General features: G+C 41.6%; 12 protein-coding genes. 6 read left to right on the plus strand and 6 right to left on the minus strand.

The features are described 5' to 3' along the window. Positions 1–3 precede the first annotated feature (3 nt). From ACSSS3_RS13720 to ACSSS3_RS13745, 6 genes are all read left to right on the plus strand, one after another. Positions 4–2,010 carry a TlpA family protein disulfide reductase gene (locus ACSSS3_RS13720; RefSeq protein WP_442845102.1) on the plus strand — a complete coding sequence of 669 codons (2,007 nt, stop codon included), beginning with the start codon at positions 4–6 and terminating at the stop codon, positions 2,008–2,010. Continuing rightward, complete coding sequence (locus ACSSS3_RS13725) at positions 2,010–3,416, plus strand: alpha/beta hydrolase family protein (protein ID WP_442845103.1); 1,407 nt, start codon at positions 2,010–2,012, stop codon at positions 3,414–3,416. Before ACSSS3_RS13720 ends, ACSSS3_RS13725 begins: the two co-directional genes overlap by 1 nt. A 17-nt stretch (positions 3,417–3,433) precedes the next feature. After that, positions 3,434–5,581, plus strand: coding sequence for a protein-disulfide reductase DsbD family protein (locus tag ACSSS3_RS13730; RefSeq protein ID WP_442845104.1), 2,148 nt, complete (start codon positions 3,434–3,436; stop codon positions 5,579–5,581). A gap of 122 nt (positions 5,582–5,703) precedes the next feature. After that, the gene (locus tag ACSSS3_RS13735; protein WP_442845105.1) at positions 5,704–7,182 is read left to right on the plus strand and encodes an aminotransferase class V-fold PLP-dependent enzyme; all 1,479 of its coding nucleotides are present in this window, start codon (positions 5,704–5,706) and stop codon (positions 7,180–7,182) included. 480 nt (positions 7,183–7,662) lie between these two features. Continuing rightward, positions 7,663–10,092, plus strand: a complete 2,430-nt coding sequence (locus ACSSS3_RS13740; RefSeq protein WP_442845106.1) for a TonB-dependent siderophore receptor — start codon at positions 7,663–7,665, stop codon at positions 10,090–10,092. Between the two features lie 3 nt (positions 10,093–10,095). After that, the gene (locus ACSSS3_RS13745; RefSeq protein ID WP_442845107.1) at positions 10,096–11,385 is read left to right on the plus strand and encodes a PepSY-associated TM helix domain-containing protein; all 1,290 of its coding nucleotides are present in this window, start codon (positions 10,096–10,098) and stop codon (positions 11,383–11,385) included. 969 nt (positions 11,386–12,354) lie between these two features. On the opposite strand, the gene ACSSS3_RS13750 is transcribed toward ACSSS3_RS13745, so the two are convergent. From ACSSS3_RS13750 to ACSSS3_RS13775, 6 genes are all read right to left on the minus strand, one after another. Continuing rightward, a complete protein-coding gene (locus tag ACSSS3_RS13750; protein ID WP_442845108.1) occupies positions 12,355–15,168 on the minus strand; it encodes a M16 family metallopeptidase in 2,814 nt (937 codons plus the stop codon). A gap of 26 nt (positions 15,169–15,194) precedes the next feature. After that, a complete protein-coding gene (locus ACSSS3_RS13755; protein WP_442845109.1) occupies positions 15,195–17,987 on the minus strand; it encodes a M16 family metallopeptidase in 2,793 nt (930 codons plus the stop codon). After that, positions 17,984–20,047, minus strand: coding sequence for a cytochrome c biogenesis protein CcdA (locus ACSSS3_RS13760; RefSeq protein WP_442847429.1), 2,064 nt, complete (start codon positions 20,045–20,047; stop codon positions 17,984–17,986). The genes ACSSS3_RS13755 and ACSSS3_RS13760 overlap by 4 nt, the downstream gene beginning before the upstream one ends. 203 nt (positions 20,048–20,250) lie before the next feature. Next, a complete protein-coding gene (locus ACSSS3_RS13765; protein WP_442845110.1) occupies positions 20,251–21,390 on the minus strand; it encodes a thioredoxin-like domain-containing protein in 1,140 nt (379 codons plus the stop codon). A gap of 23 nt (positions 21,391–21,413) precedes the next feature. After that, complete coding sequence (locus tag ACSSS3_RS13770; RefSeq protein ID WP_442845111.1) at positions 21,414–22,460, minus strand: thioredoxin family protein; 1,047 nt, start codon at positions 22,458–22,460, stop codon at positions 21,414–21,416. Between the two features lie 67 nt (positions 22,461–22,527). Beyond that, the gene (locus tag ACSSS3_RS13775) at positions 22,528–23,952 is read right to left on the minus strand and encodes a RagB/SusD family nutrient uptake outer membrane protein (RefSeq protein ID WP_442845112.1); all 1,425 of its coding nucleotides are present in this window, start codon (positions 23,950–23,952) and stop codon (positions 22,528–22,530) included. Between the last annotated feature and the right edge of the window lie 5 nt (positions 23,953–23,957).

Consider the following 23,957-nt stretch of genomic DNA (forward strand, 5'->3'; position numbering starts at 1 on the left):
ACGATGCGTATTTCAAATAGAATAAAAAATCACTTTTCAATAGTACTTTTAGTTTTGTTAAACTTTTCTACAGTACTGTTTGGGCAATCTGAAGATCCCATTTTTAGCATTATGCCTAAATATCCTAAGGCAGGGGATAGGGTAACCATAAACTATAATGCTTCTTTGACCCAGCTTAAGGAACAGGATAGCCTTAGTGGTATTCTGTATACTTATGCAGATTTTAAGTGGAATGTAAAGGATCTGAATCTTAAAGAAAGCAGTGAAAATAATTGGCAGGCCCAAGTTGTGCTGGAGCCGGGCATCGCATTGATAAATTGTGTTTTTTTTGCGCATGGAACCGTTGATCGTGGTGGTGCCAATACCTATACATGGATGATTAGTAAAGCCCCCGGTTCGTACTCGGGCTGGGGGATTATGCGAAACCCTAACATCAATAAAGATTTTCCACAGCAGCTTGATTCTGTATCTTACATCAAAGATCCGGTGAGCCTCATGTGGATCAATAATGAGGTTAGAGACAATCCTTTAAGCAGAGAACACATTTTTTATCCCGGTCTGCGTTTGCTTCAGCGTACCAAAAGCGGAGATCAAACTAAACGGATAAAAGATGAGGTGCGTTATATATTAAGCCTTGATTCACTTAACAACAATCAGCAATACGATATTCAACGCAGCCTTGATTTGATAACAAACGAACGGGTTTTTACAGATTCTGTCGGGCAGGTTTTGGTTTCCAGATATCCGGATGGCGTTCTGGCTCGAGATCGTGCCATTCGATCTGCTTATGGCGAAAAAGAGGCCGAAAAACGAATAAAGGCATTCAATGTTTTTCGTAAGCAATTCCCTGAACAAAAGTTCATCGATGTCTATACAGATACCGAATCACTTTACGCAGATAAGCTCTATCGCAGTATAGCCTACACCTACATCGTTCGGGATAAGGATTATAACTTTGTTTTTGAAAATCTAAATAATACTTCCTTTACTAATTTAATAGACTACGCTTGGCATCTTGTGACTATCCCTTATAACAATGAGAGTATGCCTGTAGATAGTTTAAAGCTTTTTGCAGATCGCATTTTTCCGGAGGTTGAACATCACGAAAACCAGGTACCCAAAGCCTACCGAGGTAAGCTTTCGCCCAACGAATGGAAAAAACAGGCGATTAGTAGTGCAAGTTCAGGATACCTTACCTATGCTAAAATTCTACATGAGTTGAAGGAGTATGAGAAAGAATCTTATTATCTGAACAAAATTGAAGACGAACTCAAGTATGAAAATACAGAATATAATGAGTTCTACACCCTCAATTTAAAACGTCAAAACAAAATTAAGGAGGCTGCTGACTTTATCGCTGCTTGCCTAAAAGTTAACAATACCTCACCAGTAATGCTTGACGTGCTGAAGACCGAATTTCTAAAAGCCGGGAATGCAGCATCCGATTTTGATGCTTACGTAGAAAGTCTTAAAGAGGGCACCCAGAACAAAGAAGAATTAAAGCGCGTGCTTAGTGAACTCGTCAAAAAGCCCATAGAAGGCTTCTCTTTAGAGAGTTCGTATGGCGGTACGGTAAATCTTAAAGATCAGCTGGGCAAAATCGTGGTGATTGATATGTGGGCTACCTGGTGTGCTCCTTGTAAAAAAGCGATGCCTGGAATGAAGATGGCCGTTGAGTATTATGAAGATGACTCTGGAGTTAAGTTTTATTTTTTAGATACCCAGGAGTACATGAAAGATTACAAAACTAAAACCGCAGTATTCCTTGCTGAAAAAGACTATCCTTTTGAGGTACTTTACGATGCGGTTAATCCGGAGACGGGTAAGCCTGATGCGGTTTATTCTAAATATGCCGAGGCATTTAAATTTTCAGGTATTCCACAAAAAATGATTATTGATCAGGATGGGTATTTGAGATGGCGGTCTACCGGCTACAGTGGCAGTCCCAGTGCACTGGCAGACGAGATCAAAACCATTGTAGAATTTTTAAAATCAGAACCTAAATCCTAATGACTTTAAGCAAAACCTATAGAGTGCTTTTGCTTTTTGTCCTGTGGACAGGCCTTTCCTGGGGGCAGGAGTTTTGGCAGGGTCAATTACAAGCCAAACGTCTGCTCCTCGAGAAAAGCCGGGTTTCTTCTACTACAGATTCCTTTTTCATAAGTAGCCCTGAGTATTATTATAAGCGTCTGCCACTTGTAGAACGGCGGGAGCACGACAGCCTTTTTTTAGAAAACAGGCAGTTCAACATTACCATTAAATTGTCAGACGTACCCGACAGTTCGTTTACGGCCTTGTTTACTAATTATAACGGGAAAAACCTGGTGTATTTTCGTCAGGTAAACGGTCTGCAGCCGCATACCTATCCCCAGCATCCTAGGGGAGTGCTTCCTTACAAAAGTACCGATATAGTATTTACCGGAAAGGAGACCGGTATTGAGTATGGAGGTACTTTGGTAATCCCGAAGCATAAAAAACACTATCCACTGGCTTTGTTGCTCAATGGTACCGGCCAGCACGACCGGAATTACACCTACAGCGGTCATCAGTTTTTTACAGTTTTGGCAGATGCCTTAGCTCGTGAGGGTATAGCTTCATTTAGAATGGACGACCGGGGTGTCGGAAACACAACCGGGGTTTTTCAGACCTCAGCCCTAAGCGATTTTACCGCAGATGCCAGCGAAGCACTCAACTATTTAAAATACGCCCCCGATATAGACAGTGGGTTTACAGGCGTGATTGGGCATAGCGAAGGCGGAGTGGTCGCCTCAAAACTCACGGCAGAGCACGCAGATGTGAAATTTATGGTCAGCCTTTCGGGCGTTGGGGTTACGGGACTTAAGATTCTAGACCTTCAAAATACTGCAGTTCTCAAAGCCCATAAATTACCTGATAGTATTGTTAAGCTGCAAATGAACCTGTATCGAAACTTGTTTGAAACTGTATACCGAAATCGGCAGCCAGATAGCCTGGAGTCGCAATTACAGCAAGAAGTATCTCACTGGATGCAGGATAAAAGTCCGGAAACTTTAAAAGCGATCAACCTGGCTGACGGCCGCGACCAGACGCTGGTTTACCGTTTCTATAACAGTGCTAAGACCAATGCCTATAAAGAAATGATTTTGTACGATCCCCAAAAGTATTTACCTAGGATTCAAGCTCCGGTTCTTGTATTGAACGGTGCTTCCGATATTCTGGTACCGGCAGAAGAAAATGTAGCGTCATTTAAACAAAACCTTACCCGGGCGCCTATTGTTACTACTAAAATCTATTCTGAGCTCAATCATATGTATCAGCATTGTATAGACTGTAATTCCGAAGAAATAAGTACTCTGGATGAAGTTTTTGCTCCTGAAGTTTTGCAAGACATTGCAAACTGGATTCTTAAACAGTATGCACAAGTAGACAACAAATAAAAAAGCAAATTTGTAAAATGACCCGTAATTATAATTCTATAAGAGTATTTCTGTTTGTCATAAGCCTGATTTTTGGTCTTCAAAGCCTGAAAGCTCAGATTTATGATCCGGTATCTTTTGAGACCGCTGTAGAACAAAAGGAAGCAGGGGAATATGAATTGCAAATACGGGTTAATTTGGAAGAAGGTTGGCATCTTTATTCACAGGATGTTCCGGAAGGAGGACCTATAGCTACTTCTTTTGATTTTAAAAACTCACAAAACTACGAGCTAAAAGGTAAAGTTAAGGAACCCAAAGGCGAGGTAGTTGATGATCCGGTTTTTGAAATGCAGATTAAATTTTTTGAAACTGAAGCACTTTTTACGCAGCGCTTGATGCGTAAAATCCCTGAGGCATTTACGATTACGGGGTCTATGACTTTCATGGTTTGCAATGATGAAAGCTGTCTTCCACCTGAAACCAAGGAGTTTCAGTTCAACATCTCCCCGGAAGCAAAACAATCTTTAAAAACCGAACCTAAGAGCAAACAGCCTGCGACAGAGCGTGTAGAGCAAAAAGCACCGGTCCATGAGAAAAATATGACCGGTAATCTGAATGAAGCGGTTAAAGTAGAGGACACCACATCAAATCAACAGACTGAATTAAAGAAAAACGAAACTATAACCGATTCAGTATCGGAAATTAACACAGCTCAAGAGGCGCTCCCCATTTTTTTAAGTGTTTCACAGGAAAAACAAACTGAAGAATCCCGCGGCCTTCTCACGATTTTCTTTTTAAGTTTTTTAGGAGGCTTTGCGGCTTTGCTCACGCCCTGCGTGTTTCCAATGATCCCAATGACGGTAAGCTTTTTTACCAAACAAAGTAAAACCCGTGCCAGTGGTATCAAAAATGCCTTGCTCTATGGTCTTTTCATCATCGTCATTTATGTGGTGCTGGGCTCTGTAGTGACAGCCATTTTTGGCGCCGATTCGCTCAATGCGCTTTCGACTAATGTGGTGTTTAATCTGGTCTTTTTTGGACTTTTAGTCTTTTTTGCTGCGTCCTTTCTGGGTGCTTTTGAACTGGTACTCCCCAGTTCGTGGGCGACCAAAATTGATTCGCAGGCAGACCGCGGCGGGATCATCGGTATCTTTTTTATGGCATTGGCTCTGGCCATTGTTTCCTTTTCGTGTACCGGTCCCATTGTGGGAACCTTACTGGTAGAATCAGCCTCTAAGGGAGGAATAGCTCCCATTGTGGGAATGCTGGGCTTTTCACTGGCCATCGCCCTTCCTTTTGCCTTGTTTGCCGCCTTCCCGGGTTGGTTGAATACGCTGCCCAAATCCGGTGGCTGGCTCAATACGGTGAAAGTGGTACTGGGTTTTCTGGAATTGGCTTTTGCCTTTAAGTTTTTAAGCAATGCAGATTTGGTTTTACAACTACACCTGCTGGAGCGCGAGACTTTTCTGGCCATCTGGATTTCTATTTTTGGAGGGTTGGCTTTGTATTTGTTTGGTAAGATCACCCTGCCGCACGACAGCCCCTTGCAGCATATTTCAGTTGGCAGACTGGGACTGGGTCTTTTTGTTTTGGCCTTTGTGATCTATATGATCCCCGGTCTTTGGGGCGCTCCTTTGCAATGGATCAGTGGTTTTCCACCACCTCTGCAATACAGTGAGTCGCCTTACGGGGTAGGGAACAGCAAAGGGGGTAATTCCGCTTTAACAGAAATTCCACCCCACGCAGAACTGGGGCCTTTGGATATTATAACGTTTAAGGATTATGAAAAGGGGATGGCCTATGCCAAAAGCCAGGGCAAACCGGCGCTTTTAGATTTTACGGGTTATGCTTGTGTAAACTGCCGCAAGATGGAAGAACGCGTGTGGCCGGACCCACAAATCCTACAGATTCTGAAGGAGGATGTGGTGCTGATCTCACTTTATGTAGACGATAAGCGCGAACTGCCTGAAAGTGAGCAGTACAAATCTGAAACCACAGGCAAGCAGATCAAGACAATCGGGAACAAATGTAGTGATTTTCAGATCAGGAAATATAGGGCCAATGCGCAACCCTATTACGTGCTTGTAGATCTTGAAGGAAATCAACTTAACGAGCCCACAGCCTACGATCCTGATATTGAATCATACCTGGCCTGGTTACAGGATGGAATTGAAAATTATAATTGAAATTGAATTGTTTTAATTGGTGTTGAATTGAGATGGATGGAGAACTCGAATGGTTGGTTTTTGAGTTCTCCCTCTTTTATAGAAATCACATTGATTTATGGCAGTAAGCGATTAAATACATTATGCAGCACACACAGACATCTGAAGATCTGGAGACTTACTTCGACCAGTATAGGAGTAATACCATTGGTGTAAATCATCAGTTTAAAACAGTATACGGTATCCAAAATCAGTTGTATGCCGACTGGATTGCCAGCGGTAGGTTATACCAACCTATAGAAGATATTATCTGTAAACAAATTGGCCCTTTAATGGCCAATACGCATTCCTTTTCGAGCGAGACAGGAAAGGCTTCTACTTATACTTATCACGAGGCCCGGGCGATCATCAAGCGTCACGTAAATGCCGGTAACGATGATGTTTTGGTCACCACCGGAACCGGAATGACCGGAGCACTCGCCAGAATGCACCGTATTATGGGGCTTAAAGGAAAAACTTATCAGCCCGGTTCTTCGGAACGACCGGTTGTGTTTATAAGCCATATGGAGCACCATTCCAATCAGGTGCCCTGGCAGGCATTGGATGTGGATGTGGTGCTAGTAGAGCCTAACGATAAGCTGCAGATTTCTATTCATAATTTAGATTATCAGCTTCAAAAGTATCAGGATCGAAAACTTAAAATAGGATCCTTTACGGCCTGTTCTAATGTTACCGGAGCGATTGCTCCCTATCACGAGCTGGCAGCCGTTATGCATGCCCACGACGGACTCTGTTTTGTAGATTTTGCTGCTTCGGCACCTTACGAAAATATCAATATGCATCCCGAGAGTCCAGACCAAAGACTCGATGCGATTTTCTTTTCACCCCATAAATTTTTAGGAGGACCGGGCACTTGTGGTGTTTTGGTTTATAATAAAAACTTACAGCAAAACCCGCACCCCGATACACCCGGTGGAGGCAACGTAAAATGGACCAATCCCTGGGGAAATTATGGCTATCATGCTGATTTGGAAACCCGCGAAGACGGCGGAACACCCGGAATTTTGCAGGTGATCCGTACGGCGTTATGTATTAAACTTAAGGAACAAATGAATACTGCTCTTATGAAAAAACGGGAGGAAGAACTACTCGATTTGTTTTACGAAGGCATTAGTACGTATCCTGAAATAGAAGTATTGGGCAATCGGGACGAAGAGCGTATTGGTTGCGTATCGTTTAACATCAGGGGGATGCATTACAACCTTGTGGTTCGGTTGCTTAATGACCGTTTCGGAATACAGGTACGCGGGGGTTGGTCCTGTGCCAGTAGTCTTGCACATTATTTATTTCAAATAGAAAGCGAGCAGTCAGAAACTTTAATGAAGAATATTGAAAACCGCAATTTAACTGATAAACCCGGCTGGGTAAGGGTTTCTTTACATCCCATTATGACGAATGTTGAGGTTCAGACTATTGTTGAAGCGCTGGGCCAAATTATCCGTTATGGAGAAGTGTGGAAATTTGATTATGAGTATAACCCTCAGACAAACGAGTTTGATAGTTTAATTCAGGATGATTTGGAATTGCGAGAGAAGATGAAGCTTATTTTCAAACGTATTTGATTGGGAAGCTGTTTCTAATATGAAATTAACGCATTAGTTTAGCCCATTTCCCTCCATTCCGCCATGCTTCATTACGGTAAAAGAGCTTCACTCGAAGTCTTGGGCCCATCTGTTCTTTTAATTCCATCATTGCATTTACCCGCTCGCTGCGCTTTTGAGAGCATTTCATTCTTTCACCAAAAACAGATACGTCCGCTTTATTGAATAGGAAAGCGGGCATCCTGATTTTCTTAACCGGATTTTACGATAGGGATCTTCATTTTTTTTTTGAATTAAAAGCTTCCTTAAGATATTGATAGTGAATCAATGATACTTTTAATACAAAAGTGAACCTGATTTGAATAGCACCTGCATCAGCTGTTCTGAAAAATTTCGCGAATAACAAGAAAGGGCCTTATTGGAATAAATACTTCATATTTTATTTATACTTAGTCTAAATAAAAATGTTTTTCTACTTTTGAGGCGTTAAACAAACCAATCATGAAGACCTATACTTTTTTATTTTTAGCAGTATTATGCAATATTTCTTTTTTAAGAGCACAAGCCACGAGCATATCCGGAAAGGTGACAGATCCCGATGGAATTCCACTCATTGGAGCAAATATTAAATTGACCCAGGATTCAGGAACTACAGCAGATTATGAGGGTAACTATAAATTCTCTAATATTCCTTCTGGTGATTATATACTGAGCGTAAGTTATCTAGGCTTTGAGCCTCAACAAAAACAAATAACTCTGGATGCAAATGAAAAACTAAAAATTAATTTCACGTTGACCCCTTCAAGTGAGCAGTTACAGGAAGTAGAAATAACCGGGAGAAGTGAGAAATCCTATAAAAACAACCTGACCTTTGCTGCAACGAAAACGGCGACTCCAATTAAAGATATTCCTCAGGCCGTGAGTTATGTGACTAAGGAAGTTTTTGCCGATCAACAGGCCTACCGTGTAAATGACATTATCAAGAACATTAGCGGAGTGAATATGTACTCCTACTACGATGACTTCACTTTTAGAGGCTTTCGTTCCGGGGATACGTACATCAATGGTTTGCGGGTAGTAGGCCTATTTGGCCCTGAACCCCTCCTGGCCAATATCGAACGGGTAGAAGTAATTAAAGGCCCTGCTTCTGCTATGTTTGGGAATTCCATACCCGGAGGAGTAATGAACCGGGTAACCAAAAAACCATTGGAACAAGACCGCAAAGCGATCAACTTTACGTTAGGAAGCTTTAATACTTTACGAACGACGGCGGACTTTACAGGGCCAATAAATGACAGTAAAACCCTATTGTACAGGCTTAACCTGGCGTATGAAAACTCAGATTCTTTTAGAGACTTACAGGAGAAAAAGTCCTACGTTATCGCTCCTTCTATTTCTTTTCTACCTACTGATAAGACCCGAATTAATTTTGACCTGGTTATTACCCGTTTCGACGGGAAACTAGATCGTGGGCAACCTATATTTGGGGCTACTTCAGGGAGCGACATCTATTCTACACCCGTGTCTTTTGCCATCGGTCAGACCAGTGATTTTCATAAAACGGATGTGGCCTATTCAACACTATCCTTAAACCATCAGTTTTCAAAAAGCCTTTCTTTTAATGCTTCTTACATAAAATATGTGGCCCAGGAAGATTTGGAAGAACACCGCACCTCTAATCAATTTGCTTTAGATGCCAATGGTGACCCGATACCTACCTTAATGGGAATGCAGGTAATAACCCGTAAGGGACAAACCATTGCAGACAACCTTTCTTCCTATTTTGTATATAAAACAAACACCGGTGCACTAGAGCATAAAATTGTGGCTGGGTTTGATTATAATGCACAACAACAACCGGTAGGTAATGCTCAATCTTTTGCCAGGGGTTATTTGTTGCAAGGAGGTGGTGCTTCAACCCGGGCTGCCGATTTTCCAAATTTTTTACGTGATGAGAATGGAAACCCGATACCTAATGTACCGCACTTTGATTTACAAAACCCTACGTATAATGTCGCGCGTTTAAGCGATTACATCTTTACCAATTCACCTGCAGATCCTACTAAGTATTATACCTATGGGTTTTATGTGCAAGACCAGATCAAATGGCAAAAGTTTCAATTCCTGCTGGGCGGAAGACAGGAATATTACAATGATATCTCTAATTTTGACCAGCCTGATGAGCAAATCACAACGCAACATAAATTTCTGCCACGTGTTGGTCTGGTATATGGAGTAAATCCTGATATAAATCTTTATGGAACCTATACCGAAAGTTTTCAGCCTCAGGGAGTAGCTGCTTTAAACAATCCGCAAGCGGGCGGACCATTTGATCCCGTTACGGCCTATATGGTTGAAACGGGTGCTAAGGGTGAGTTTTTTAATAAACGTCTGGCAGCTAATCTTGCTGTGTACTATATCGAAAATAATAATATTCTGGTTAATGCTAATGATACCACCAACCCCGAGTTATTAAGGCAACGTGGTCAGGAGCAATCGAAGGGTATTGAATTAGATGTAAATGGTCGTATTTTACCCAATCTAAGCATTACTGCAAACTATGCCTATAACGAAGCGATCATTTCTGAAAGTGATGACCCTGATGAGGTGAATACCCGTAAGGAAAATGCACCATTGCATCAGGGAGGAATTTTTGGTAAATACACATTTACCGAAAAGAACTTAGAAGGTTTAGGGATAACTCTTGGTAGCAATTTTGTCGGAAAGCGTAATACCTTAGAACCTACTTTACAACTTCCTTCTTATGTAGTTATGGATGCTGGTGTCTCGTATAAAGTAGACAGATTTAATATTCGGTTCTTAGTAAATAATGTTTTTGATAAAACGCACTGGGTGGGGGGGTACAGCTATACACGCTTATATCCAGGCACCCCTCGCAATTATTTACTCAGTGTAGGATATACCTTTTAATTGATGAAAGCAGTTAAAAAGAACTTTTTTAAAATCCACAGTTGGATAGGTACACGGCTGAGCATCTTATTCTTTATAGTATGCTTTTCCGGTACGCTGGCTACCTTGAGCCACGAAATGGACTGGCTTTTTAATCCAGATATCAGGGCCAACCCGCAAAAGGAATTGGCTTCGCGCAATTTAATCGTATCCAACTTTAAAAAATTGTATCCTGATGCCAGTATTACGTATTGGATGCGACCGGATGAACCCTATCTGTGTGATATTATATACAAAACTGAAAATGAACAGCTCAGTTATGTATTTGCTAACCGCTATACCGGAGCTATCCAGGGAGAAGCATCCTTGACCATTCAGCGTTTCTTCAGGGATTTACATTATTACTTGTTTATACCATTTCAGGTAGGGAATTTTCTGGTATTGTTTTTTGGCTTTATGTTACTAGTCTCTTTAATTACCGCACTTTTCTTTTATAAAAAATGGTGGCGTAAATTATTTGATTTACAAATAAATAAAGGGGCTTTAGTTTTTTTTAGAAGCCTTCACCGGCTGGTAGGCTTGTGGTCAATTCCATTTAGCTTTCTCTTCTCAATTACCGGGATCTGGTATTTTATAGAGCGAGCAAATATTGCCGGAGTAGGAGATACCGTAAACCCTTTACCACCTAAAGCAGATTATAATGGCGAAGGCGATAAGAATACTAATTTGACCTACACCATTGATTATGATCAGGCTATAGAATTGGCTCAAAAAGAAATTCCGGGATTGATACCGGGCAATTTATATATACCTCAAAAGCCCGGTGATATCTTGGGGATTACCGGAATGAGTAATGTACCTCTAGTACGACAGCGGGCTAATCGGGTCTATCTTGATACCAGATCAAACACAGTTTTGGGGGCTCAAAAAGCATCCGAGATTAGCACGACGATGTGGTTAAATGATATTGCCGATCCGTTGCACTTTGGGTACTGGGGCGGATTATTGACAAAAGTGATTTGGTTCGTTTTTGGATGTGGCATTTCGTCGTTAGTGCTAAGTGGTATTTGGATTACTTGCAAGCGTCATAGCATTAAAAGAAAAAATAGCGGTAAACCCATTATGGGACGCTGGCGATTCTTTAACTGGGGATTATTTGGTGTTTTGATTTGTTGTATGTATTTAGCGCTGATCACAAAGTATAATTTGGCTTTAAGTCCATTACTTTATATCAGTCTGGGGTGGTTAGTTTTTATCTTTTTCAGCTGGTACATTTTTGAGAAACGACTGAAAAAGGCTGTGCAAAATACCTGACCATCAGTAAGGCTAATCTAATATCTAAGTATCTTATAATCAACTGTGATTTCTTATATGACGTTGTCAAAAATCTGATATTGTTATTTGTAAAGAGTAGCTTTTAGTCATCCAGTCATTCACCCCATTTCCCTCCATTCCGCCATGCTCCATTACGGTAAAAGAGCTTCGCTCGAAGTCTTGGACCCATCTGTTGTTTTGATTCTTTCATTGCATTTACCCGCTTGCTGAGCTTTTGGGTGCATTTCATTCACTCCCAAAAAACAGATTCGTCCGCTTTTTTAAATAGGAAAGCCGGCATCCTGATTTTCCTAATCGGATTTCACGGCAGGATCTTTCTGGCTTCTGCTCGCAATTCCTGAAAAATCAGGTGCCGTCCTGGTCATTTTAAGGGGTTTCTAATGGCTAAGGCTTTACTTGTTTTTCGGTACAGCGAAAAAGCAGGCAGAACCTAACCAATTCTAAACCTGCCCGTCCGGTCAGGCGGGTTAAACCCGACTGCTCTGCTAACTTAACTTCCCGTACGCTCGCTTCTCATCCCGCTTTAAAAGAATTGCTAAGGCAATGATGTAGCCGTAAGTAACTCTGTACAGTTTATCGGAAACCTTGGTTAAAAGTATTTGATATCAAAGGGCCTATTTGGTTACAAATAATGTCTTCAATAGGCCGGTATAATCTGCCACTGGCGACCCAGTCTGCATATAGAAGCTTTTGTATTCCGTAAACCGATTCAAACTGGTGATCAATACCTATGGTGTTTTTCCGATAGGTTTCAAAATAACGTTCAAGTTCTTTTTTTTTGCTCTTTTGGTAAACTGTTCATATTAATAGGTTATATAGAACTACCGGGTTTAATTTTTAATATGGACTAAAATTAAAATAGAGTGCTAAACCGCGATGTTTAGCACTCATTCAAGGATCAATTCAATATGGAGTATTGAAGGCTAATTCAAATACAAGTGCGGTGAATCAATCTAAAGATTTTGATGCCGGAGCTAATACGCCTTCAACAATCCTGAGTTGCACAGCGTTAATCTGTGCTGCTACATTCTTAATATCTTCTATGCTTACAGCTTCCAACTGCTTCATATAGGCTTCCTCTGTAGTGACAGGTTCCTCTTTTTGAAGGCTTCCGGTAATATTTCTAAGCCAGTAGTTGTTGTTTTCCTGATTTTCAGCAACCGATTTTTTCATATTGTTTTTCACTTCCTGAAAATCATCAGCATCTAGTTCTCTTGGTAAGCGTTCCAGGTCGTCATAAACTATCTCAAGCAGCTTTTCGGCCTTTTCAGGATTGCAATTGAAACTTACCACCAGATTAAATTCTTCACTCGGCTTCTTTGAAAGGCTGCTGCCCACTTGCACGCCGTAGCTTCCGCCTTCTTCTTCACGCACACGGTCCATATACTTTTTATTAAGCAACTGGCCTATCATATAAACAATAAGGCTGTTTTTGCGAGAGTACTCGAGATCACCATTTAAAAATACCTGAATAGTGGTTTGGGGTGTTTGCATTTCCCGGCTGAGGTGTACAAGCGTTTTCCCTCTTTTAGGTCTTAGCTGGTGGTCTACTGTAGATTCTGTAGTGCCGTTTCCGGGAATGCTTCCCAGATATTTTTGAGCCAGTTTTAAGAGTTGATCTTCTTTAAAATCACCTACGAAGACAAAGGTGAAGTCAGTGCCGTTGGTAATTCGTTCCTTATAAATGGTTTCTATATTTAACAGGTCTAAACCTTCTATAAAATCTTCACTGAAGAGTACGGTTCGTTCACTGTACCCTGATTTAGCCATGCTTAACGAATCCTGAAACGCACTTTGTACATTGTTTTGACGTGCGATCAGTCCCTTTTGCATACTTTCTTTAATGATACGGAAAGCTTCGGTCTCAAATCGTGGTGCAGTAAATTGCAGGTAAACCAATTGTAAGAGGGTTTCGAGATCTTCCAGAGAGCTGTTGCCTCCGAGAGATTCCCCTTCATTGCCAATACTTACCGAAAGCGAAGTTTGCTTGCCGGCTAGCAGTTTACCCAGTTCTATTTTGTTTAAATCACCCAACCCCGATTGAGCAACCACCTGTGTGGCCATCATGGCGTCCGGTAATTCATCGGCATCAAGTAAGGAACTGCCGCCTTCACTAAAGGCTTGCATATACACTTTTTCTTTATCAAAAGTGGTGGGGTACAGGACCAGTTTTAAACCGTTACCTAAGACATATTGGGTCGCGTCAATACCTTCAACCCTGGAGGTTGAAATTACAGGGCTCTCAGATAATTCCTCTTCAATCAGTTTTTTGGTCATGACTTCTTCCTGATAAGCCTCTAAAGTTTGAGCTTCGACCTTAGCAATGGTGCTTTCAATTTCTTCTTTTGTAGGATATGCATAAGCATCAGAACCGGTTATACCAACTACTTTGCCTTCCGGAGATTGGTATTTCTTCAATTGATTGAGAAGATGCTCATTGTTTAAGGTTTCAACAAGCTGCTTTTTGTAATCAAGCTCCCATTCGTAATCGGTTACAGGAATCTGGTCAAAAAAAGCACTGAAAATCTGCTGCGCATAACTGGCATTTTCCCGTTTGGCAATGTTCTTTTTTGCATTTTCAAAACTGGTAGTATAAGCTGCTTTGGCGCGTTCGATCTCTCCTGTTGTTGCACCATATTTCGCAAAAACACCTAATTGTTTTAGGCCAAATGCTAACGCGGTCAATACACTGTCTTTTTTCGGTGAAATGCCTAAACTTGCCACCTGTAGGGGCCGCACAAATTCCTGAACCCCAAAACTCACTCCAAGCGCCGGACTTGTTTCTTCGCGGGTAAGTTCTGCCATACGGTTATTGAAAATGTAACCGAGAACTCCGTTAATCAGATTTTGCTCAATCTGTTCTTTGGCAGATAAATCTTCGGTATTGGTTTTAATCATGTACTGCACCACCGGTTCACCAAGTTCTTCATCCTGTGAAGAAATGTAAATGAGCTCTTTGTTGAGTGGAACATCGAATAGCGGACGTTCCGGAAGGTTTTCTTTAAGTGGAATGGACGAGAAGATCGATTCGATTTTTTCTTCCATAACCTTAGGATCAATATCGCCAACAATGACCACCGCCTGTTGATCGGGTCTATACCAGCGCGCATAATACTCGCGCAATGCATTGTATTCAAAATTATTTACAATTTCCATTTGACCAATAGGCATGCGCTTGCCATAAACAGAACCTTCTAATAATCCGGAAAGCCAGATTTTGGAATTGGCTCTAAATCCTGCCGTGTTGCGGGAGCGCCATTCTTCATTTACTACACCGCGCTCTTTGTCTATTTCTTCATCAGTGAGTGATAAATAACCAGACCAGTCGTGCAGCACCAGTAAAACCGAGTCAAGTAACTTTTCATTGGCTACGGGTACGCGATTGATATTGTAAACGGTCTCATCAAAGCTGGTGAAGGCATTGATTTCAGATCCAAACTTGATTCCGTTTTGCTCCAGATATTCGAGCATGCCTTTGTCTTTAAAGTTTTGGGTACCATTAAAGGCCATATGTTCTAAAAAATGGGCGAGGCCCTGCTGATCATCCTGCTCCAGGACAGATCCTACATTTTGTGCAAAATAAAAGGAAGCACGGTCTTTAGGCTCTTCGTTATGCATGATGTAATAATGCATTCCGTTATCAAGGACTCCCTGAGTGAGATCAGCAGTTTGAATATCACCCGTGTCCTTTTCCTGAGCTTGAAGGAATTGAAGGCTGAAAATAGCCAGTATGAATGTTAAGTTTTTGACTCTGTTTTTCATTATTTTGAATGTAATTTTTAAAGGATTTATTCTTGAGTAGTTACCGCAGTGGGTACTAAAAGCGCTTCGACTACACGAGGATTGTTCATTATTTTACGGGCAACAGCCTGAATGTCTTTTTTACTCAATTTTTCGAGTTGTTGCGTTCGCTCTGCGCTGGTTTGTAGCGCAATGCCGGTTTCGATGCTGGTCACAAGACTGTTGAAATAAAGGCGGTTATTTTCAAATTGCTCCTGATGTGCTTTTAAGAGGTTGCTTTTAATTTCTTTAAAAGCCGTACTATCAATTTCCTCCTTAACGGCGTTGAGTTCATCATAAACAATACGTACCAGTCGGTCTGTTTTTTGAGGATTTGCACTAAAGTTAATGGTGATTTCAAAAGCTCCTTTAGGCAGATGTTTTAAATCGGTCTTAACCCGTACGCCATATGAACCGCCTTCTTCTTCGCGGATTCTTTCCATATAGCGTTTGGCTAAAAGCTGCTCAACAACTTGCATGGCGAGCCCATTGGCCGCATTATAATCCAAATCACCCGTCAGGTAAAACGATACATAGGCCTGAGGGGTTTGCATTTCTCTTGCCAGATGAAGTTTGTGAATTCCCGGTTCCGGTATCAGATTATGATCAACCAATTCCTCAGTTTTTGAGTTACCGGGAATACTCCCCAGGTATTTTTGAATCAGGTTTTCAAACCTTTGCTCATCTACATCACCCATAAATATGAACTTGAAATCAGCCGCGTTTTTAATACGGTCTTTATAAGCTTGCTGCATTTTGCTTAGAGCCAGTTCCTCTAGCAATTGTTCATTAAGGTGCACTTCACGTTCCGAGTAACTGGTTTTAGCCATCTGTAACGAGTCTCCAAGTTGATTGACGACACTGCCGTTCATTAACATCAGCAGGTGCTCCAGTTCCTGACGGCTACCTTCAAAAGTGCTTTCATCAAAACGCGGCTGCATAAATGCGAGGTGAATACCTTTGCATAACTTTTCGAGATTATCTAAACCAGAGTATCCCTCCAGTATCTCCTGATATTCTTCAATCCTCACGGAAGGCAAAACAACCTCACCCGAGCGACTAAGCTCCTTTTTGGATAGATTGGCCACACCAGATTCAAGACTGAACAGCGGAGCGTATAAGGCGTTGCTCAACAGATCCTGGGGTAGTACGGAACGACCTCCAGGGCTCACGGCCTTAAAATAGATTCCTTCGAGCGGGCTTATGGGTTTGGCGAGATAAATCTGTGCCCCATTTGCCAAAATGTACCGTGTACTTTTGAGATGAGGAAGCTGTTTTTTAGATACGATGGCACTTTCAGTGAGATCAAGAGGCTCGAGTTTTTTGTCTTCAACTACGATCTCCTTATAGGGAGCGGGCTGAGAAGCTTTCACTTGTTTAAAAATAGCTAAAACTTCTGCCCGGTCGGGGTAATCCAGTTCTTCTGAGCCTAAAATGGCCAGCACTTTACTGATGCTTTGGCAATACGTTTCAAAAAGATCAGCCAGATCTTCTTTTTCTATAGATTGCAGATAGTCCAACTGGTATTGGTTTTTCCATTTATAATCTGGCACCTCTTGATTCTTAAAAAAAGCTTCATAAATGGCAATTGCATGGAAAATATTTGAACTTCCACCTTCCTGTATTCGGTTTTGAAAATTCCTTTTTTGAGAAGACTTGATCTGATTAAATTCTTTATCGGTCACACCGTGCAGGGCAAAACGCTTTAACTCGGTTGCCATCCATTCTATGGCAGTAACTAGGCTGTCTTTTTTAGGCTGAAGATCTACTTTAAAAGTTTCTAAAGCCTGTACCACAACTTCGGTTGAAGCCCGTGCGCTGTAAACAGGACTATCGGGTAAGGCTGCTTTCGCAATTAACCTGGCATCCAAAACACTGCGCACAAGCTGCAGTTTAAGTTCACGTTCCAGCTCTTCCTGTTGGCTAAGGGAAGGGGAGGGCTTGTGTTTAAAATAATAGGCAATTGAAGGAATGCGAATCTCGTCTTCTTTGATAGGCAGGTAAATAAATTCTTCTTCAAGCGGCACGTCAAATCGCGGACGCTTCGGTAAATTTTCGCGGAGCGGAATGCTGCCAAAAAGCTGTTTTACTTTTTGCGTCACTTCTTGCTCATCAATATCGCCTACCACTATAACAGCCTGCTCATCGGGACGGTACCATTTTTTATAATAGCTGCGTAATGTATCGTAAGGAAAAGTGGTGATGATCTCCATACGACCTATGGGAGAACGCTCCGCATATTTGGAATTTTTCAGAAGACCAAGTTCCGTTACTGAGTCCTGTGCTCGCTTCTGAGCATTGTAACGGGTGCGCCATTCTTCTAAAACCACGCCCCGCTCATTATCGATTTCTTCGTCTTCTAATGTGAGATAGCCCGACCAATCGTGCAGAATAAGTAGTACCGAATCTATTAGTTTCGGGTTTTGAACGGGTACATTTTTTATACTGTATACGGTCTCGTCATATTTGGTAAACGCATTGATCTCGCTACCAAATTGCACACCGTTCTTTTCAAGATATTTCAGCATTTGTTTATCGGGAAAATGCTGCGTGCCATTAAAGGCCATATGCTCCAGAAAATGAGCCAGCCCTCGTTGCGTGTCTTCTTCTAAAATAGAACCTACGTGCTGCGCAAAGTAAAAAGAGGCACGGCCTTTTGGGTTTTCGTTATGCATGATGTAATACTGCATTCCGTTAGGAAGAACACCGCGACTCATTGCAGCAGGTTTTACCTGGGCCAGTGCCTGGGGGCAGATAAACTCAAACAAGTACAGAAAGAAAATTACGATAAGTGTTCTCATTGTTGTCTTTTATACGTGTTGATGCCTTTCTGTAGCCAGCTTAAATACGCATCGATATCTGGTGTATAACCCGTGGGTTTATTCATAGAATCCCCGGAATGGTCCAGAATAATGTAATACGGCTGTGCATTTGCTTTATATTTTTTGATTTGAAAATCACTCCATTTATTACCGATGGTTTTGATTTTCTTTCCTGTCGTTTCAGAAACATACTGTTCTGCTTTCGGTAAGTCTTTTTTATCATCAACATACAGGGAGATAAGCACGAGTTCATTTTTTAGAACCTGAAGCACTTTGGGGTCAGACCACACGCGTTCTTCCATTTTTCGACAATTTACACAGGCATAACCTGTAAAATCGAGCAGTACCGGCTTGTTCTGTATTTTGGCGTAAGCCATCCCCGTCTCATAGTCTTTAAAAGCCGGAATGTCATGGGGGCCCAATTCTGCCCCTGGGGGAAGAATGATTTCAGAGGCCGAACTTCCCCTACTGTTGCCTACACCATAGGGCGACTCGCTGTATTGTTGAGGAGGTGGAAACCCGCTAATCCATTGCAAAGGCGCTCCCCATAAACCGGGAATGAGGTAAATCGTAAAAGTTAGAGCCAGAATTCCCAGACTCAATCTGCCTACCGAAATGTGCGGCAGTGGACTATCGTGCGGAAGTGTTAGTTTACCAAAAAGATAAAAGGCTAAAGTAGCCGAAATAGCGATCCAGATTGCCAGAAAAGTTTCCCGTTCGAGCAGGTGAAGCTGCAAGACTAGGTCTGCGTTGCTCAAAAATTTAAATGCAAGTCCCAGCTCCAGAAAACCCAAAACCACTTTTACGGTATTGAGCCAGCCCCCCGATTTAGGCAGCGAATTCATCCACCCCGGGAACGCGGCAAATAAGCTGAATGGCAGTGCAATTGCCAGCGAAAATCCAAGCATACCTAAGATGGGAGCCAGGCCACCTTTTGAAGCAGCCTGTACAAGTAATGTTCCAACTATGGGACCCGTACACGAAAACGAAACAATGGCAAGAGCAAGCGCCATAAAAAAGATGCCAATAATGCCTCCCCGATTGGCCTGATTGTCCATTTTTGTTCCCCAGCTGCTGGGCAGTACAATCTCAAATGCGCCTAAAAAAGAAACGGCGAAAACGACGAGCAGGACAAAGAATACCAGATTGAACCATACATTGGTTGAAAGTGCATTTAGGGAGTCGGCACCAAAAATCAAGGTAGCCAAGGAACCCAGCAATACGTAGATGAGCACGATGGAGATGCCGTAGAAAATCGCATTGCGAATGCCCAGACTTCTGGTTTTACTTTGCTTGGTAAAAAAACTTACCGTAAGCGGAATCATTGGAAATACACAAGGGGTGAGTAAGGCTGCAAAACCAGAAAGAAAGGACAGGATAAAAATGGTCAGAAGGCTTTTGTCAGATTCAGGTCGTGGCGTTTCGATTGTATCCTCAATAGGCTCTGTATCTGATGGTTCTTCTGCAGTTTGCGTTTGTATAACTGGCTCTGAATCTTCATCAACTTCTGTAGAATCTTCCTGTACTTCCGGATTGACGGATTCTGTTGTCTGAACGGGTGTTGACTTTTCGGTTGTTATCACCGTTTTTTCAGTTTTTGTGGGAATTGCAGGTAATTTAAATACAAGATCTACAGTAGCAGGAGGGAGGCATTGGGTATCATCACAAACCATAAAAGTAACTTCCGCAGTAATCGCTTTTAAAGAGGTATTCTGAATTTTAACACGTTGCGTGAATGTCGCTTTGATTTCATAGTAGGAGGTTTCCATCTCAAAAATATCGTCAAAAAACGTAATGGGTTCAGATTGCTCCACTTTACCCACAAAGCGATATCCATCTGTAGAAGGAAAGTCAAAAGAGGTAGATACAGGACCGCCTTCCGGAAGATTTTGGGTATATAAGTGCCAGCCCGGCTCAATACTTGCTGAAGCAACTAAATCAAATGAGTTGTCGCCTTTCGTTTCTACCCGGGTTTCCCAGGTAACCGGATCGTAAATCTGTGAATAAACCGGCTTTGAAAGAAGCACGAGCATCAGCATTGCAAGAAAACGCAGCGAGCGGAATTTTTTGTTGATTAAAAACACGTTAAGGAGGGGGTTATGATGAATAGGATACCGACCCTCAATCCAAAAAACAGGCTTTTAGCCCATTTTTAGATTGAGAAAATTCGGTTGAATATTGGGTTTAAGGCTAAGGCTGAGTACGTCACATGGTTTATCCTAATGAGTAACTCATTTAGAGATCAATTTGGGAAAATCACTCCCAACTTTTCAGTCAGGGCTTCGCCGCGTAGGTTTTTATCGATGATAATCCCATCGGGGTCAATCAGTACGTTTGCAGGTACTGAGCTGATGCCGTATTGTAAGGCTACCTCATTTTTCCAGTATTTAAGATCACTTACGTGTACCCAGGGAAGACCATCTTTTTCTATAGCCGCAACCCAGGATTCTTTAGATGCGTCGAGTGAAACGCCTACAATCTCAAAATTTTCATCTTTGTATTTGTTGTATGCCTTTACCACAAAAGGATTTTCAGCACGACAGGGTTTGCACCAACTGGCCCAAAAATCGACCAGCACATACTTCCCGCGGAGGGAACTCAGGTTAAACGATTCCCCTTCTGGTGTTTCCTGAGAAAAATCTAGAGCTTCTTTACCAATTTGTGATTTTTTGGCAATCCTTATTTTTTCGGCTATAGATTTACCCAATTCGGTTTGCTGTAATTCTTCATCGAATAAGGCGTTGAAGTTCTTTTCAGCTTCAGTAGGATCGAAGTCCTTTGGCATTTCATGACGCTGAAAACGCTGAAGGGCTACATATGAGTTGGGATGAGCCAAGATAAACTCATGAGTAACCGTTCTAATACTGTCTACATATTTTTGAATGGTATCGTAGGTGATGAGCCTATCTTCTTTACTTCTCCCATCCATCCTGTCGTATAGTGCAATGATCTCATTGGTTAAGGGAGTTGTCCGGGCATCAATTTCCTGAGCTTCATGGGTAGCAATTGAACCCATGATGTTTGCATCTTTAATAGAATCTGTAGCGGTAAGCGTGATAGTGCTATTTTCTATAAAAAAATGAAAGCTATCTGCCTGCCATTCTTGTTCAGGGAAGCTATCACCATGTCGCAAACGTATTGTAGCCTCAGTGGTATGTTTTACCTGACCCTGAAACCTGAATTTCCCCTGTTCTACAGCAACAGAATCAGAGATAATCGAGTCATTTTGTTTATAGGTTAGAATGGCCAGAGATGCTTTTGAAGCTTTGGAGATTTCTGCGTTTATGGTATAGCCACCATCGTTTGAAGAGGTGTCGTTTGTATTTTTACAGGCAGTTAGTGCAAATACCCCAAGAAGGATAAAAAAAGCTGCTTTTTTCATGAGTTTTATTTTTTATTCAATTCTTAATACAGGCTTCGTTCCAGATATTTTTGTACACTGGTATTAGAAACCAGCCCCATTAAATTTTGCTTTTCTTCTTGAGAAAAAAACTTCTTAAGCCCGGGTAAAAGCGTGTAAAGCATCAGATCTTTCTCGTTATCAGAAAGACCGGGCAGGACTTCGTTTAACTGATTTATGAATGTATCCTTTCCTTTTTCAGAGAGTTGCAATTTGGCCCCTGCAATTATAGCTGGCAAGCCTTTTAGATCCTGAAAGTCCAAGGTATAAACATGCTTTTCGGTCTTATTCACGTCTTCTAAGGTTTTACCCTGGACATATCCCTGAGCAATTTGGCCAAAATAGGTTTCATACTTACTTCTGAGAATGGAGTCTACTTTTTGAGTATTTGCGACCTTTCTAAATTGGGCGCGATTCTCTTCAAGAAATTTTGCTTTTTCAGAACCGAAAGGAGCAAAAGCTTCATAAATAAATAAGGTTTTATCGCTTATTTTTTCCTGATCACTTAATGAGTTGTAAAAGTCATTAACCGGTGGTTCCGGGTTTTCGGTATGGGTGTTCATTAAAGCCTCAAGATAGGCAACCTGTAAATCGTTGTTTTTATCACCGGCTTCTACTCGTTGTTTTAAACTACCAAAGGCTTTTTGAGGGTCAAAGGTATTTGCAACGGTATTGATAAACTTTTCCCCATCAAGAATACCCCCGGCAAAAATGTGAAGCAAATTACCATATTTATCGAGCATTACGAAAGTAGGGTAGGCGCGTATGCCGTATTTTGCTGCCAGATCCTTTCCTTCTTTTTCTGCATTGATTTTAAGGTTAACAAATTTGGAATTGAGATAGTCACCCACTTGTTTCTGGGTAAACACATCTTTATCCATAATTTTACAGGGTGCACACCAGCTGGTGTAGAAATCTATAAATATCGCCTTGTTTTCTTCCTTAGCCTTTACTAAGGCCGCATCTAAATCGGTACCGGAAAATTGAACGCCCTGAGCAAAGCTTAGCGAATAGGTGTGTATAATGAGTATTAAAAGAATTATTCTTTTCATGATTTTTTACTTGAAAAAAGAGGTTCTACTTTAGAGGTTATTCTATTTCGAACCTCATTCACCCTAATTAATTATTATTGATGAGGTTTGGGTTTTGATCGATTACAGTTTGTGGAAAACGTAACACCAATCGGTCCTGGGTAAGAGTATATTCTTCTAGAACAGTTCCTTCTGCATTGTATAAAATATGGGAGTACTCACTCACAGGTGTGGGCAGATCCGCGTCAACGGTAAGTCTGCGCATATCAAACCAATGGTAACCTAATGCTGCAAATTCACGTAGACGCTCATCAAAAATATAACGAAGCAAGGCCTCCCGGTTTGATGCTGTTGTGGCGGGTACACCAGCTTCCGTAATGGGCATGCGATGAGCCCGAAAATCTTCTAAAAGACTTGTGGCAGTATTTAAATCGTTAAGTCTTGCGCGTACTTCCGCCAGAAGTAAATACAATTCAGGTACCCGTACACCATAAAATGTCTGGCCAGAACCTATTTGTTTTCGGTAAACCCCTTCTACAGGATACACCGCGTTGTTACCCCGTGATGTTTTGACATATAAAGCCTTTAATCTTAAATCACTTTCTTCATAAAGATCCATGACTTCAGACCTAACCACAAGTTCATTACTCGTATTGGCCCAGTTGTTTATAATTTGTTTTCCATAAAGACTCTCGGGGTCTGTATCTACCCGTTGACTTCTGTAACCCTTGTTATAGTCTAAAAGCCCGGCTTCAATGCCTATATTATTCATTTCTGAAAGTGCCTGCTCCAGCATAGGACGGGCTTCTTCAAATTTACCCATGAATGTGTAGACCTTTCCTAATAGGGCTTTTCCTGCAGCTCTTGAAAATCGGAACCTGCTTTCTACCTGAACCGGAAGATTAGGTATAGCCTGAGTAAGGTCACTAACCATTAACTCATAGTTTTCCTCAACGGTAGCACGGGTAAAATTATTAGCAACCAGGTCTGCTTCAAGTACGATAGGAAAGCCTAAGTCTGTATCTGAGGTTTCTTCATTATAAGGAAGTCCGTAATAATTTGTCACCATGAAATAAACCCACGCACGACCGGCAAGTGCCTCAGCCCGAAGTGATGCTTTTTCCTGTTCAGAACCTTCGGTAGCACTCATCACCTCATTAATAATCTTATTATAGATGTAGAGGTTTTCCATTGTGTTTTCAAGCTCAGCAGCATTTTGCTCATCTTCATATATACGTCCTTCCCATTTGTACAAGCGTTGGGTACGTAAATCTGTCGCAGTAAAATAAGGTTCAAAAGCAACAAGTTCTGCTCCCATAGGTACCTGAGCATTGGTACTCCTCATATTGACGAGGTTGAGATTGTAGAACATTTTATCGTAGTCAACCACTTTCTCCGCTATGAGCCTGCCTTTTGGGATGATTTCCAGAAACTCATCGGAACATGAAGTCACGGTAGTGGTAAATACTACACTTAGCAAAAGGATATAAAGGTGTTTAAATATGAATTTCATAAGAA

The sequence above is a fragment of the Leeuwenhoekiella sp. H156 genome, from assembly GCF_052218455.1.
In the GTDB taxonomy this organism is placed as follows: Bacteria; Bacteroidota; Bacteroidia; order Flavobacteriales; family Flavobacteriaceae; genus Leeuwenhoekiella; species Leeuwenhoekiella parthenopeia.

What these genes read in the sequence shown, in the direction of transcription:
- ACSSS3_RS13720 (WP_442845102.1), top strand. Translation starts at nt 4, where the DNA reads ATGCGTATTTCAAATAGAATAAAAAATCACTTTTCAATAGTACTTTTA.
- ACSSS3_RS13725 (WP_442845103.1), top strand. Translation starts at nt 2,010, where the DNA reads ATGACTTTAAGCAAAACCTATAGAGTGCTTTTGCTTTTTGTCCTGTGG.
- ACSSS3_RS13730 (WP_442845104.1), top strand. Translation starts at nt 3,434, where the DNA reads ATGACCCGTAATTATAATTCTATAAGAGTATTTCTGTTTGTCATAAGC.
- ACSSS3_RS13735 (WP_442845105.1), top strand. Translation starts at nt 5,704, where the DNA reads ATGCAGCACACACAGACATCTGAAGATCTGGAGACTTACTTCGACCAG.
- ACSSS3_RS13740 (WP_442845106.1), top strand. Translation starts at nt 7,663, where the DNA reads ATGAAGACCTATACTTTTTTATTTTTAGCAGTATTATGCAATATTTCT.
- ACSSS3_RS13745 (WP_442845107.1), top strand. Translation starts at nt 10,096, where the DNA reads ATGAAAGCAGTTAAAAAGAACTTTTTTAAAATCCACAGTTGGATAGGT.
- ACSSS3_RS13750 (WP_442845108.1), bottom strand. Translation starts at nt 15,168, where the DNA reads ATGAAAAACAGAGTCAAAAACTTAACATTCATACTGGCTATTTTCAGC.
- ACSSS3_RS13755 (WP_442845109.1), bottom strand. Translation starts at nt 17,987, where the DNA reads ATGAGAACACTTATCGTAATTTTCTTTCTGTACTTGTTTGAGTTTATC.
- ACSSS3_RS13760 (WP_442847429.1), bottom strand. Translation starts at nt 20,047, where the DNA reads ATGCTGATGCTCGTGCTTCTTTCAAAGCCGGTTTATTCACAGATTTAC.
- ACSSS3_RS13765 (WP_442845110.1), bottom strand. Translation starts at nt 21,390, where the DNA reads ATGAAAAAAGCAGCTTTTTTTATCCTTCTTGGGGTATTTGCACTAACT.
- ACSSS3_RS13770 (WP_442845111.1), bottom strand. Translation starts at nt 22,460, where the DNA reads ATGAAAAGAATAATTCTTTTAATACTCATTATACACACCTATTCGCTA.
- ACSSS3_RS13775 (WP_442845112.1), bottom strand. Translation starts at nt 23,952, where the DNA reads ATGAAATTCATATTTAAACACCTTTATATCCTTTTGCTAAGTGTAGTA.